Raw genomic sequence first — 15685 nt, forward strand, 5'->3', positions numbered from 1 at the left:
CTTTATTTCTCAAATTTGGTTTTACTTGTAAAAATCTACTCTAAAGGATTACACATGCAAAAAAAGAAAGTTAAAAACCCGCAACCGAATTTATTTAGCATCTTAGATAATGGCGATACTGAAACAAACAATCCTATTGAAATACAAGATCCACTCCCTTATGTCGTGAAAACGCAAATCAATAAAGCAAGCATGATCTCTAGAGATCCTATTGAATGGGCAAAGTATTTAAGCTTTGAAAAACGAGTGTATAAGGACAATAGTAAAGAAGATGTCAATTTCTTTGCTAATGGTGAGATAAAAGAAAGTTCTCGTGTTTATGAAGCGAATAAGGAAGGGTTTGAAAGGCGCATCACTAAAAGATACGATCTGATTGACACTATAAACAACAAAGAGTTTTTTTCAAAAGAAATTGAAATCCTAACCCACACAAACAGCTTAGAAGAATTGAAAGAGCAAGGTTTAGAAATCCAATTGACCTACCATAATGAAACGCATAAGAAAACCTTAGAAAATGGCAATGAAATCGCTAAAGAATACGACTATCTTAAAGACATTTACCAAGAAGTAGAAACAACAAAAGATGGCGAATTAATAAGAGAAATAATCCCCAGTATTTCTAGCGATGAGTATTTTAAGCTCTATAACAAACTGCCTTTTGAATCAATAAACAATGAAAATACCAAAATAAATACTAATGACAATGAAGAAATTAAAAAACTAGAATTTGAATTAGCTAAAGAAGCGCATGCTTTAATCCTAGAGCAAAAATTGCTTTCAGCAACAAATTATTATTCTTGGATAGACAAAGATGATTACGCGAATTTTGCTTGGAAAATAAGCAGGCTTATCAATGAAAATAAACTCAAAGAAAACCATCTCAGCATAGATAACGCTAATAAGATTAAACAATTTTTCTTTAATAATGGTTCTATTTTAGGCTGGACTAAAGAAGAACAAAGCGCTATGCAAGAAGACAGAGATTATTCTTTAAAAAGCGATCTTTTGAGTTTAGAAGAAATCGCTCAAGCAAAAATTGAATTGCAAAAATACTATGAAAGCGTTTATGTTAATGGCGATGGGAATCAAAGAGAAATCAAACCTTTCAAAGAAATCTTAAGAGACATGAACAATTTTGAAAAAGCTTACAAACAGCGTTATAACAAATTGGTAAGCTTGAATGAAGCAGTCATTCAAGCTAAAGAGGGTAGCAATGAGCGGCAAAATTATAGCGCAAATAACAATAACCCTATTAAAAATACAATAGAGACTAATACTTCTAACAATATTATTAAAAATAATGATAATAATAATCCAAATTTAAGCATTGCTGATTTAGAATTAGAGCAACAGAATTTAGGAGAACAAAATGGAAACAGACATGATGCAAGGATTGAGCGAGTTAGAACAGAAGTTCATAGAGACTTACATACCATACGCACACCCAGAGAGACGCAAGAACGCACTCAAAAGGAAATGGGCGAACGCATTCAAGAGGAGACGCCCTCAAGAAACCTTCAAGACAAAGACCTTACCCTACATAATGAGCCTAGAGAAACAACAAGCGAAGGAATTCTTCAGTCTAGCGACACAAGACTTGTTTCTAGGGGAACATCCCTTAGAGAGCATGGGGAGCATGACCTTTTATCTAGTGGAGATGATAGAATATCAACAAGAACAACAAAGACTAGCCAAAGAGAAGAAACAAGCGGACATCAAAATGATGTTAGAGGCAGAGAAACAGGGGATTTATCCCAAGATACGAGAGGAGTATCACAGCCACCGCAATCCCCATCTCATCAGCAAAATAGCTCCAGAGATTTGGGGCTTTCTCTCTCTAGAGAACAGCCAGGACAGACTGGACGCTTACGCCTTTTTGATCATGGACAGATGGGCTCATTATTTCCCACAGACCATGAAAACCAAAGAAAAAAGAACGATAATGAGCTTGATAAAAGCAGTAATAGAACAAACGAAAATGGAGACAAAAGCCCTAGACAGAATGGAAGCGCAAATCAAGAGAGCGCAAGGAGTGAGCGATATGGAATTGCTCAAGGAAGCTCAAGTCAATCAGTATTACCACTTGCTCAAAGCCGATTACATCATGCAGGACTCAGCGCACCAAATGGACTTGGAAACCTTGAAGAAGACAGGGATCAAGAGAGAGGACTTTTATCAAATTTAGACCATTTAGAAAGCCTGCTTAACGCTATTAGAAACAACACCATAGCGAGCGAGCCTGACTTTAGATCTAGGCTCTTAGAAGCCATTCAAAACAACGAGCCTTTAAAAGATAGCATTGTAGGGATGCAGCTCCTTAAAGACCCTACGGCTAAAATCTTTTATGACAAATTCCAATTAAAAATCAGCCCTAAAAAAGTATTAGAGATTTTAGAAAATCGCCTTAAAAAATCCATTGAAACAGCGAATGAAACGCTAAACGCATTCAATGTTTTGGATAGTCAAGCCATTGATTTAAACGCTATCTCTAATAGCGTAGGATTAAATCCCACACAAGAGAGCAAAATAACAGACAATAGCGTAGAGTTGAATAACGCGCAAGAACAAACCGCGCAAGAGCAAGACACTCAAGAAACCGCGCAAACCACGCTAAAACAAGAAACACAAGAGCAAGAAACACCCACCACGCTACCCATCCCCCTTAATCCTAAAATGGATTTTAAGCCGAGCGAAGAAGTTTTAATTAAAGGAGCTAAAACTCGCTATAAGGCTAACATAAAAGCTATTAGGCTTTTAAAAGAATTGCAAGCCAAACAAAAGATCTTAAAAGGCGATTATTACGCTACTTTAAAAGAGCAAGAAATCCTAGCGCAATTTAGCGGATGGGGCGCTTTAGAGAGCTACTTTAAAAAAGATCAACACCCTAAAGAATTTGAAGAATTAAAAGCCTTACTCACTAAAGATGAATTCAGAAGAGCTTATTCAAGCACAAGAGACGCTTATTACACCCCTAAATTGGTTATTGATAGCATTTATCAGGCTTTAGATCGATTAGGGTTTAATAACGACAACCATCCAAAAGAAATCTTTGAACCCAGTTTAGGCACAGGCAAATTCATCGCTCATGCGCCAAGCGATAAGAATTACCGCTTTGTGGGAACAGAATTAGATCCCACTAGTGCAAGTATTTCTCAATTCCTCTATCCTAATCAAGTCATCCAAAACACCGCTTTAGAAAAGCACCAATTCTATCAAGAATACGATGCGTTTGTGGGCAATCCTCCTTATGGCAATCATAAAATCTATAGCTTTTATGACAAAGAATTGAGTAACGAGAGCGTTCATAATTACTTTTTAGGGAAAGCGATTAAGGAATTGAAAGATGATGGCATAGGGGCGTTTGTGGTGAGTTCTTGGTTTATGGATGCTAAAAACCCTAAAATGAGAGAATACATCGCAAAAAACGCCACCTTTTTAGGAGCGATAAGATTGCCTAATAGCGTGTTTAAAGGCACAGGAGCAGAAGTGAGTAGCGACATTGTGTTTTTTAAAAAAGGCGTTGATGAAGCTATCAATCAAAGCTTCACTAAAGCTATGCCTTATTATGACAAGATCATTAATAGCTTAGATGATGAAACCCTTTTTGCCTTACAAAACAACCGCTTTGATAGTTTTATCCCTAGCGACCAACTTAAGATTGTCATTGCGATTGCAAACCATTTTGGTTTCAAACAAGAAAAATTGCAACGATGGTATGAAAAAATAGACACCACTAACTTTGGCTACAGCGAACAAGACTATAAGATCATCAAAGACTTCATGGATAAAGTTGGTGAGAATAGCATCAATCTCAACGAACAAACCCTAAATGAATACTTTATCCACCACCCTGAAAATATTCTAGGGCATTTGAGTTTGGAAAAAACCCGCTATAGCTTTGAAATCAATGGCGAACAAATTTATAAATACGAGTTGCAAGCCTTAGAAGATGAGAGCTTGGATTTATCCCAAGCGTTTCAACAAGCGATAGAAAAATTGCCTAAAGATGTCTATCAATACCATAAGACTACCCTTAAAACAGACGCTCTCATCATTGATGCAAATAACGAACGCTATCAAGAAGTCCAAAAACTTATCAAAAATTTAGAAAGGGGGGAATTAGTCAAGTGGGATAATCTCTACTATAAACTGGAGCGAGATAATAAAATAGGCATCTTTTTAAGACCCACTAAAATCAACTCTAAAGCCCAAGACTCACGACTAAAAGTCTATTTTAAAATCAAAGACGCTTTGAATGATTTAACGAGCGCGGAATTAAACCCCTTAAGCTCTGATTTAGAGCTAGAAAACAAGAGGGCTAAACTCAATCTTGTTTATGATGGATTTGTCAAGAAATTTGGCTATCTCAATGAAAACAAAAACCGCAAGGACATCAAACAAGATTTGTATGGCGCTAAAGTCTTAGGATTAGAAAAAGACTTTGAAAAAAAAATCACCCCTAGAAGCGCTAAAATGCAAAACATAGAGCCAAGGCAAGCTCAAGCTAAAAAAGCTCAAATCTTTTTTGAAAGGACTTTAAACCCTAAAAAAGAACTTATTATCACTAACGCTAAAGAGGCATTAATTGCAAGCATCAATCAAAAAGGGGGTTTGGATTTGCATTTCATTAGAGTTCATTTCGCAACCCAAAGCTTAGAAACCACGATTAAAGAACTTTTAGAGCAAAAGCTGATTTATAAAGACCACAAAGATAATGGCGATTATATTTTAGCGAACGATTATTTGAGTGGTAATGTGAAAAGAAAACTCAAAGAAGTTAAAAAAGCCATCAATCAAGGCGTGGAAGGATTAGAGGCGAATGTGAAAGATTTAGAGCTGATTATCCCTAAAGATTTGAAAGCCACTGAAATCATGGCTAATATCAACAGCCCTTGGATACCCACTCAGTATTTAGAAGAGTTTTTAATAGAATTGAGCGCTAACCATTATGAAAAGCAATACGGCGATAAAATGACAGATTACCAACTAGGCAATCTCAAAGAAGACATCAAAGTAGAACACCTAAACGGCGCTTATGAAGTTTCTATTAGAAGCGATGGATTGAATGAGCTTTATGGCATCAGGCATAAAGACAAGCCGCATTCTTATAAAGCGCCTTTTGAAAGTCTTTTAAATGGGGTTTTAAATAATAAGGATTTGAGCGTTAAATACGCCCAAGTTGATCCTAATGACCCTAAAAAAGAAATCTTTATCGCTGATGAAGAGCAAAGCAATCTCGCCAAACAAAAAGCAGAAGAATTGAAAGAAGCCTTTAAAGACTGGATTTATAAAGACTATGCAAGAAGAACCCATTTAGAGCAAATCTATAATGACACTTTCAATAACCTGGTTTTAAAAACTTATGATGGCTCGCAATTAGAACTAGAGGGCTTTAACCAGTATATCAAATTGCGACCCCACCAAAAGAACGCTATTTTTAGAACCATCCAAGACAGGGCGGTGTGTTTAGACCATCAGGTTGGAGCAGGCAAAACTTTGTGCGCTATAGCCAGTTGCATGGAACAAAAACGCATGGGATTAGTGAATAAAACGCTCATTGCCGTGCCTAACCATTTAACCAAGCAATGGGGCGATGAATTTTATAAGGCTTACCCTAACGCTAATGTGTTAGTCGTTGATAGCAAGGACATCACTGAAAAAGAAAGAGAGCTTTTATACAATCAAATCGCCAACAACAATTACGACGCTGTGATTATCGCGCACACCCATTTGGAATTGTTGTCTAACCCCAGAGAAATCATAGAAGGATTGAAAGAAGAAGAGCTAGTGAATGCTGAAAAAAACTTTGAAAGGCAAGAACTGGCTTATAAAAATAACCCTAGAGAAAATAAAAAACCCAATGAAAGAGCCTTTAAAAACAAGCTGGATAAAATCCGCGCTCAATACGATGCGATTTTAGAAAAACAAGGCTCTCATATTGATATTAGTCAAATGGGGATTGATAATTTGATTGTGGATGAAGCCCATTTATTCAAAAATCTAGCCTTTGAAACTTCTATGGAAAAAATTGCAGGGCTTGGTAACCAACAAGGCTCTAATCGCGCCAGAGATTTGTTTATTAAAACGCGCTACTTGCATCAAAACAATAAGAAAATCATGTTTTTAACCGGCACGCCTATAGCTAATTCCTTGAGTGAAATGTATCACTTGCAACGCTACCTGACCCCTGATGCGCTCAAAGAAAGAGGGTTAGAATTCTTTGATGATTGGGCTAAGACTTATGGGGAAGTGGTGAATGATTTTGAATTAGACACTAGCGCTCAAAGTTATAAAATGGTTAATCGCTTTTCTAAATTTAGCGATGTGCAAGGCTTAAGCACCATGTATAGAGCTTTTGCAGATATTGTCTCTAATGATGACATTTTAAAGCATAACCCCCACTTTGTGCCTAAAGTGTATGGGGATAAGCCTATCAATGTGGTGGTGAAAAGAAGCGAAGAAGTGGCTCAATTTATTGGCGTGGCGGATGAAAATGGCAAATATAATGAAGGATCTATCATTGATAGGATGCAAAAATGCGAGGGCAAGAAAAGCAAAAAAGGGCAAGACAATATCCTTTCTTGCACCACAGACGCTAGAAAAGTGGCTTTGGATTACCGCTTGATTGACCCTAACGCTAAAGTAGAAAAAGAATTTTCTAAAAGCTATGCTATGGCAGAAAACATCTATGAGAATTATTTAGAAACTCATGCCACTAAAGGCACACAACTTGGTTTCATAGGGCTATCCACGCCCAAAACCCATAGCCAAAAAGTGAGTTTAGAAGCGCCAGATAACGATCATGAGCTTGAAAAACAAAATCCCCTAGATGAAGCTCAAGAACTTTTAGAGAGCTTGTCTAGCTATGATGAAAATGGCAATCTCATCGCGCCTAGCAAGAAAGAATTAGAAAACGAACTCAAAGAGAAAGAGGCTAAAGGCGTCAATTTAGATGAAGAACTAGCTAAAGGCTGTTCGTTTGATGTTTATAGCGATGTTTTAAGGCATTTAGTCCAAATGGGTATCCCACAAAATGAAATCGCTTTCATCCATGACGCTAAAACCGAAGAACAAAAGCAGGATTTGTTTAAAAAGCTCAATCGTGGCGAAGTCAGGGTTTTATTAGGCAGTCCCGCTAAAATGGGAGTAGGCACTAATGTGCAAGAAAGATTAGTCGCTATGCATGAATTAGATTGCCCATGGAGGCCTGATGAATTGCTGCAAATGGAAGGGCGTGGGATAAGGCAAGGCAATATTTTACACCAAAATGATCCTGAAAACTTTAGAATGAAAATCTATCGCTACGCCACTGAAAAAACTTATGATAGCCGTATGTGGCAAATCATAGAGACTAAATCTAAAGGCATAGAGCAATTTAGAAACGCGCACAAATTAGGCTTGAATGAATTAGAAGACTTTAATATGGGTAGTTCTAATGCGAGCGAGATGAAAGCAGAAGCGACAGGCAATCCCTTGATTATTGAAGAAGTCAAATTGAGAGCGGAGATTAAAAGCGAAGAATCAAAATACAAAGCTTTCAATAAAGAGCATTACTTCAATGAAGAAAGCTTAAAAAACAACGCTTCTAAATTGGATTATCTTAAACAGGAATTGAAAGATTTAGAAACGCTTCAAAGCTCCGTGATAATCCCCACTCATACAGAGATCAAGCTCTATGATTTGAAAAATGAAGAAAGTAAGGATTATGAGCTTATCAAAGTTAAAGAGGTAGAGCCTTTAAAAGAAAACGCCTCTATGAGTGAAGAATTAACGCACAAGAAACTCAAAGAACAAAACAAGCAAATAGCCGAACAAAATAAAGAAAAGCTAGACGCTATTAAAAAGCAATTTGCAAGCAACTTGAACACCTTGTTTGTGAATGAAGAAGAAGATTATAAGCTTTTAGAATACAAGGGCTTTGTGGTGAATGCTTATAAAACTAAGTATCAAGTGGAGTTTAGTTTAAGCCCTAAAGACAATCCCAATATTGCCTATAGCCCTAGCAATATGGTTTATAAAAACGATACTGCCAACATGTTTAGCTCTTATAATTTCTGCGCTGAGATCAAATTTGATGGGTTTTTAAAGAGACTGGATAACGCTATCACTAAACTCCCTGAAAAAATCAAGGAATTAGAAAACTCCATTGAAACCACTCAAGAAAATATCGCTAAATACACAAGATTAGTGGAGCAAAAACCTTCTTACCCACGACTAGAATACTTGCAAGCTTTAAAATGGGATCATAAAACTCTAATAGATGATTTAGCTAAAATGAGCAAAGACAGAGATTATAAGCCTGCGTTCAACCCTAAATCTAAAGAAGTCTTAAAGAATTTGAACGCTGAAAAAAGAGCGAGTTTAGAGAGTGAGAAGGAAGAGATAAAAAGAGCAAGCCAATCGCAAACCAACCAAGAAGCGTATAGCCCAATGAAAAAAGCGGCTAATGATGATTACGAGATGTGAGTTCCACTAATGCTTTCAATAACATGTGTTTAAATAATGTTATTGAATTTGGCGTAATGCCTTTTAATATTCTTTTTCTCTAAACTTTTCCCTTTTTAAAAACACCCTAAAAAACCACCAATAATAAAACACTGCTAATCATTTCAAAAAGAACTAAAAGATAACATAACTATTTACAATAAAATAGTATTAAGTTTTTCTATTTTATATACTTTTAAGCTATTTATCTTTAAAATATATTTAACAAAATTCTAAAGGAATAAGCGATGATAATCACCATAGCTAATGAAAAAGGGGGGAGCGGTAAATCCACTCTGTGTTTGAATTTGTGCGTCCAATTATTGCTAGACAAGAAAGACATTGCCGCATTAGACACTGATAGCCAAAAAAGTTTGGAAGTGTTCAACAATATTAGAAGCGAAACCAATTTGCCCAATTTCACGCTCTTTAATCGCACAGGAAACATTACAGACACTTTAAAACAGATGACGGATAAATACGAATATATCCTTATTGATACTAAAGGCGAACATTCCAAAGAAAGCCAAAGGGCTATGCTATTGAGCGATTGGGTGCTAATACCCACCACGCCAAGCCAACTAGACACAGCGGTGCTATTAGACATGCTAGAAAGGATTAGAGACATCCAAGCGTTGAATGAAAACTTGAAAGCTTGTATTGTGATGAACCGTATCCCTACTATCCCCACCCTTAAAGAGAAAAAAGCTCTCATTGATTTTATCAACCAAAATAACGCTAATGAAAGCGTGTTTTTAATGGATAATCTATTAAGCGAAAGGATAGCTTATAAGCGTTCAGTGAGTGAAGGCATGGGCGTGATGGAATACAATGACAATAAAGCTAAAAACGAATGGTCTCAATTCTATGATGAATTGAATGGGTATTTAGGGGGGCAAAAAATGAAATAGTATAATTTATAGTTTAATTCTAAATAACGCTTAATTGTGTTATGATATTAAAAACAATCTACTTTAAAGGATAAATATGGAATTTAAAAACACTAAAAAAGACAGGCTGAGCGATTTAGAAAATCGCTTTGAGAATGCCAACAAGCATGAAACAAACCAACATGAAAAAGAAGACAGGAAAAAAGCCCACACGCTCTATATTTCAGAGAAAGTGATGAATAGCGTAGAAGAGTATTTGAATGAATTTGGAGCGTTCAGGGAAAATAAAAGCGTGTTTGTTCAAGACGCTATTGTTTTTTATTTAGAACACAAGAAAAAAGAAATGAAGCAAATGCTTTTAGATAAGGCGAGCAAGTTGTGATTTCACATCATGCCTTGTTCGTAAGGCTATCTTTCAAACCCATCATCTCTAGAGCATTGCTTCAAATTGTGTTTTGGTTCGGTATTTTTTGAAACTTCTTGTTGCGATTTTTGTGCATTTTGTAAAGACACCATTTCTTGTAACACTCTTAGCGTTATCTTAGCCACACCCTTACTTGCACTCTTTTGCAATTCTAATTCTTTTTCTAAAAATTGCAACGACTTTTTAAGGCGAGCTAATTTTTTGCCATTATATTCACATTCTAAAATCTCAATTTGTAGTCGCTTTTTTCTTTCAATACAGAAATTTTTTCGTTTTTCTAAAAGCTCCATGGTTTCATTTTCTCTTTGGGCAAGATTTTTTAGAAATTCAATGCAAGAGTGGTTAGTCTCATTAACATTTTCAGCTCTTAAAGTATCGCTTGCAATCAATGCAATACTGTTTAAATATTTTAAGTGTCTATTAAGAGCGAATGAATTTGTTTTGTCATTGAGTGCTAACTGCGAATAAGACAGATAGCTATACACAATACCTAAAGCATTTCTAGTGTCATTGTTATGTTCTTTAATTTCTTTTTCCAACAAAATAAGATTTTTAGTCATCGTTTTGTTTGCACCATGATGTTGTAACGGCTTTAACAATTCATAAACTTTTCTTTTTTGAACAATTGCATGATAAGCCCTATTGAGAGCATGAAATTTATTAGGCATATTGATGTAGTTAGAGCAAGCCTTATCAAGTGCATTTATTTTTTGCTCTAGTGTATGGATTTTCTTAACGCTATTATAAAAATTTTGTAGCTCTTTAAAAAATTCATTGAACGCTAGGGCTTTTTGTTTTAATGAATGCAAGCGTTGTTTTTCTAAAAGAGAAGTCTTTTTGTTTTTTAAAGCTTTATCAAAATTCTTGATATGGCAATTATTCTCCATAACTTTTTTGTAAGTTCCTTTTTTTAAAATGCTTAGTTCTTTTAAGTCATGTTTAGCGGATTTTTCATTTAAAAACTTTTCAAGCCATACCATATGCTCATCATCTATTTCAAAATTTTCTTCTAAAAGCTCAATCGCTTTTGAAGTGATGATTTTAATTTTAATGAAGTCTAACTTGTCTAGTTCTTTGTTTTTAACACTAGCTAGAAGTTTCATTTCCCTATGAGCATTATCATAAGCCTTATCAAAAAACTCATTATGATTAAAATTTTGTTTAAATTGTTCTTGACCTTGTGAAATAAGTTTGGATAGCTCTTCATTAATTCCAGCTATTCTTTTTTGAATATTAGGTTCGTTAGAATAATTCAACCTACCATGCGAATGGATATATAACTGGTCTTGAAAGCTTTCTCTCAATTGAAAAAAGAATTCTCTAACATACCGCTTATTAGCAAAGCGTAATTGTTTGCCTGTAAATTTGTGGGTCTTATTGATGATTACATGAACGTGTGGTTTGTTTTGGTGTGTATGGAGTTTAATCATAAAAGGATAGTCATATCCTAGCGTGTCAATCAAAGAGTTATAAACGCTTAATTCTAGAATTGCTAAATTACTAGGATGCAGATTTTCATCAAGGCTAAAAACTAAATGCATAGCCATGTTTTTCAATCTAGGATTTTTACTTCTCAACTCAGTGAAATCTGCATTCCAATCGTTAGCAATAATGTCATAATCAATCCATCTAAAAAATTCATCTCTAACCAACTCGCCATTTTTAGCAATGTAATCCATCGCCTTGTTAGTGTGGAGCTGTGTCATGTTGCCTATGTTTTTGATCACAACTTGTTTTTTAGAATCGGTTTTCACATTAGAGTTCAAAGTAGAAGTTTCAATTTGAGAGGTGAAAGTTTTTATGTATTCTTGAATAGCTGTCGTGAAAACTTCATCATAAGATCGTTTGGGTTTAGGAGTTTTTTTAGGGCGTATTTCTTCATATTCAAAAAGAGATTCTTCTTCATCGTCTAAAAGAACTTGATGCATTTTGTAAGAATAGCGTTTCTTTTCTATTCTTTCAAAGTTTTTCAAACCACTCAAAAACTCTTCCCCTTTGTTGCGAACTTGATTTCGCTTTTGGTATTCAAAAAGGTGAAAAAATCCCTAATAGAACCAAAATTTCACACCATTCACTTTAGCAAAAAAATGGTGTTTTTTCAAGACCCAAAAAAAGGGCAGGATAACACTCAAAAAGAAAAAAATGTGTACTTTTTGAGTAGGTGTGTCTTATGCAGACCGCTAAACAAGGGGGTTACGGGAGTTCCTTAAAAAAACCTTAAAAATGAGACCCCTTTTTTTGGCTATTTTTTGGAATTTTGTTAGAAAATGCTACAATACTGAAACTCAAATAACGGAGTGAATTTGCGATGACTGAGTGGCAAAAGAGAAAATTGGCCCATCAAAGAAAGCTAGATCGCTTAACAAAGTTTCATTATGAGAATAAAATGCATTTTGAAATCATGCGTTGTGCTGTGGAAAAAAACTATCAGTTGTCGCCTGAAAAAGACAGAGAGTATGAAAATTACATGATCAAGGAGTTGAGAAAATTCTATCGCAAATTGCAAAGCGAGCTGAAAAAAGGCAGAGTGTTTGGGAAAAAGTTGTCAAACCATCCTAAAAAATATCAAGAAGAAATCACTTATCTTATTGAAAATATTTGGTGAAAAAATTTACTTTTTCTTTTTCAAAATGACTGATAGTTTTTTAAATACTTGATTGCTTTCAAGTATCAACTTCCTTTATTTTTTAGCTAAAATCTTGTGTGCTTTGCTCATAACAAACTAAGTGCTTTGTTTGTAACGGTTGTATGCTTTGATGCATGAGTCAAGCACTTAAACCACAATGCTAAAAGTTTATAAGTGAAATACTTATACAATTTTTTTTTACAATTAGGAAAACACTTCTTCATTAGGCTTGACTTCCCAATTCAAACATTTTGTCATTTTGGGATTTCTAAAATAGTAATTCGCTTTTAGTTTTAAAGGTTTGGCTTGATGACCGCCTACTAATATAATCACTTCATCTTTATTAATATTTAGAATATCTTGCGGACTAACCAGATCCCACGCCTCTTTTCCTATACTAGAAGTCCCCCCCATAATGAGTTGTCCTTTTTCTGTAGAGTGGCTTCGTGTTTTTCTGGTCATCTTGCCGATTTCATTAGAAATTTGTTGTGCATATTCATAATCGTTCATTCTAAAAAGGACCTTATAATTCACCGTGCCGTTTAAAATCTTAGCGTCTTCTTTGCCATAGTATTTTTCAATCATTGCATTGCTTTGAGTGATGTAAAGCAATACCACTCCATAACTTCTACTCAATGCTGGCATTTCTAACAAGAAACTGAGTTTTCCAAATCTAACAAACTCGTCCAATATAAAATAAATTCTTTCATCAAATCTTTTGCTTTCTTTTAAAAGCAAGTTTTTGCCTATGCTTTCTAAAAGCACTCTAATCAATGGAGCAATAATGTCAATATCTGTTTGAGCTATTTTAATGTAAAGAGTGATATTGTCTTTTCTTAGATCTTCATATTCAAAACTCATTTTAGAGGTCGCTCTTTTAACTCTATAATCCGTGAATACTTGCATAAATCTGTCAAAAGTAGATTTGATAGAGCTAAATTCCTTGTCGTTAGCATTCGACCATCTGTTTGCATAAGAACGCATGAAAGGATCTAACATGCCTTCTTCTAAAATAGGCATTTTGTCTTTATCTAGCTTCAATTCTAACTTGTTAATTGTGCCATCATAGTTTTCTTTTTTATCAACATCAATGTAAATTTGTTCAGCCACTTGTTGATACCATAATTTCCTAACATCAACATCAGCAATTTGTATAGGTATTCCATTAGCGTCTTTATCTAACATGTAAGTGCCATCATTATTCATCTCAAAACCACCACCTTCCTCTTTGCTTTTTTCAACACATTTAAAAACTTGTGGGTAGAAACGCCCTCTTTTATTGATCAAAGGAGTGTAGTTTTTGTCTAATGATAGAGCAATTTCAAAAAGGGTGGTCTCTTCATTGACGCATAGCTCATACAATGCATGGAAAGTAAAGACATTCTTAGCTTGCTCTACCCAATGAGGGTCTTGAGATTTTTCGTTAAAGATAGTGTTAGCAATCTCTTCAACCAAACGGCGTTTTTCACTAAAGCTCATTTTAGAAACAATTTTCTTATCAAAAGGATTGAAGTATAAACTATTATCTGTTCCATAAGGATTGAAAATGAAAATCTTATTTTTAAAATGCTTTTGTCTGTATCCAGCTGTTAAATCGCATAATTCGCCTTTGATGTCTAACACCACACAAGAGCTAGGCACGCTCAAAAGTGTTGGGATAGCTACTGCAGAAGTTTTACCAGCACCAGGAGGAGCAACAATTAAAGTAGAAAGGGGGGAATTATAATACACTACTTTAGCTCTAGTCATCACATTATACACTCCCAAAGGCAGTCCATTATCAAAATTTAAGGTGATGGGATTTTCTTTTTTTAAACCTAATAACATAGAGCCTTTTAGGTGTTCCAATAAGTTTTGGTAATAAGTTTTTTGATTTTTAAGCATCAGCATCAAACCGCTTAAAAGATTTTCGTAAAAAATTTGTCTTATTATAATCTTTAATGTGTTATAGTAGGTTTTGAAATCAAAAATCCTAAAACCTGTTTTATCTTCAAACACTCTTTCATTACAAAAGATTATTAAGTGCCTTTTGAAAATGGCAAAGATGCTTAATGGAGCAAATAAAGACAGAAAAAACAAAGCACAAATGGATTTAACCCAAGAAACAAGCGAGTATTTGTAGGTTTCAATATCTTTAATACTAGCCCATTTAGCCTTACCATGACTATTCATATTCACGCCCTTAAAAAACAAATAGATAGTGAAAATCAACGGAGTAAGAGCGTAGATAAAAGCCAAGTGAATTTGGAGCTTAAAGGATTTAAAATGTTTTAAATTTGCAAAAATTTCTTGACTGAGCAAAATGGTAGAGTGAAAGCTTTTCATGTCCATTAAATAGAATAACGCAATTAAAAATACAATAGGTGCTAATACAATACTTAACAAGTAAATAATAGGCATATAGTGATTTTTAGATAATTCTTTGAGTTTCTCATAAGCGTTTTTTTCTAAAACCAACACCAAGCGTTTCCCACCATTTTTAAGTTTAGAGTTTTGATAAGGTTTGGTATTCTTTTTCATTCGTATCCTAAAAGTTGTTTTAAATCTGTTTTGACATCTAAAAAATCTGTAATTTCTCTCTCATGGGTTTTATGATTAAATTTCAAATGGATTAAATAATCTATTCCAGCACAAAAATAATTTAAAAGAGCGGTTGGGTTTACTTCATTTCTGCTTATTGCCATATTCATAGAAATAGCTTCAAAGGCATCTTTAGTACTATTGGCATGTAAAGTGCTTATCATACCACTATGCCCTGTGTTAGAGAGCCTTAAAAATAAAGAAGTGTTTCTTGTGTCAAGTTCGCCAAGCAAAAGCCTTTTAGGTGTCATTCTCATAGCCGAGTTTAAAGCTTGCTCATAGGTAAAAAAGCTATCTTCATTTTTTCCTACCAAAATATTAACTTGATTAGGATTTTCCATATGAAGTTCAGGACTATCTTCTATAGTAACCACTCTATCTTCTAAAGGAATAAAATTGAGTAAGCAGTTTGCAAAAGAAGTCTTACCGCTACTTGTCCCACCTACGATGAGCATGTTTTTTGCATCCATCACTGCATTGATAATTTGTTGGTAAGTCATGTTCTTCTCTAAACATTTTTGAGAAAGTTTAAAGCTCTCAATAGGGAATTTAAAAAGACTAGGTATTCTAATGTTGATCGCAATATTGCTATTAGCAATAACACCAGGATGTAAAGCATGCACGCGAAATTGTGTGTAAGGTATAGAAGTAGCGAGCTGTGGGTGTTTTAAATCAAACATT

General features: G+C 34.7%; 7 protein-coding genes. 4 read left to right on the top strand and 3 right to left on the bottom strand.

The features are described 5' to 3' along the window. Positions 1–54 precede the first annotated feature (54 nt). From BZK24_RS06670 to BZK24_RS06680, 3 genes are all read left to right on the top strand, one after another. Positions 55–8466 (top strand): helicase-like domain-containing protein, encoded by an 8412-nt coding sequence (locus BZK24_RS06670; protein ID WP_077656942.1) that lies wholly within the window; start codon positions 55–57, stop codon positions 8464–8466. Between the two features lie 266 nt (positions 8467–8732). Then, on the top strand, positions 8733–9395 hold the full coding sequence (locus BZK24_RS06675) for an AAA family ATPase (protein ID WP_077656943.1): 663 nt from the start codon (positions 8733–8735) through the stop codon (positions 9393–9395). A 76-nt stretch (positions 9396–9471) separates the two neighbouring features. Then, positions 9472–9756, top strand: coding sequence for a hypothetical protein (locus BZK24_RS06680; RefSeq protein WP_000394655.1), 285 nt, complete (start codon positions 9472–9474; stop codon positions 9754–9756). A 26-nt stretch (positions 9757–9782) separates the two neighbouring features. Here BZK24_RS06680 and BZK24_RS06685 read toward each other — a convergent pair whose 3' ends face one another. Next, on the bottom strand, positions 9783–11780 hold the full coding sequence (locus BZK24_RS06685) for a relaxase/mobilization nuclease domain-containing protein (RefSeq protein ID WP_242423427.1): 1998 nt from the start codon (positions 11778–11780) through the stop codon (positions 9783–9785). Between the two features lie 404 nt (positions 11781–12184). Between BZK24_RS06685 and BZK24_RS06695 the strand changes: the two genes are divergently transcribed. Continuing rightward, entirely contained in the window at positions 12185–12403 is a 219-nt protein-coding gene (locus BZK24_RS06695) for a hypothetical protein (protein ID WP_241814622.1), read from the top strand. Positions 12404–12628: 225 nt separating this feature from the next. Here BZK24_RS06695 and BZK24_RS06700 read toward each other — a convergent pair whose 3' ends face one another. Beyond that, positions 12629–14314, bottom strand: a complete 1686-nt coding sequence (locus tag BZK24_RS06700) for a type IV secretory system conjugative DNA transfer family protein (RefSeq protein ID WP_242423428.1) — start codon at positions 14312–14314, stop codon at positions 12629–12631. A gap of 626 nt (positions 14315–14940) precedes the next feature. Continuing rightward, a partial coding sequence (locus BZK24_RS06705; RefSeq protein ID WP_077656946.1) for a CpaF/VirB11 family protein occupies positions 14941–15685 on the bottom strand: 745 nt, incomplete at its 5' end.

Origin of the sequence: Helicobacter pylori, assembly GCF_001998165.1 — a bacterium.
In the GTDB taxonomy this organism is placed as follows: Bacteria; Campylobacterota; Campylobacteria; order Campylobacterales; family Helicobacteraceae; genus Helicobacter; species Helicobacter pylori_DL.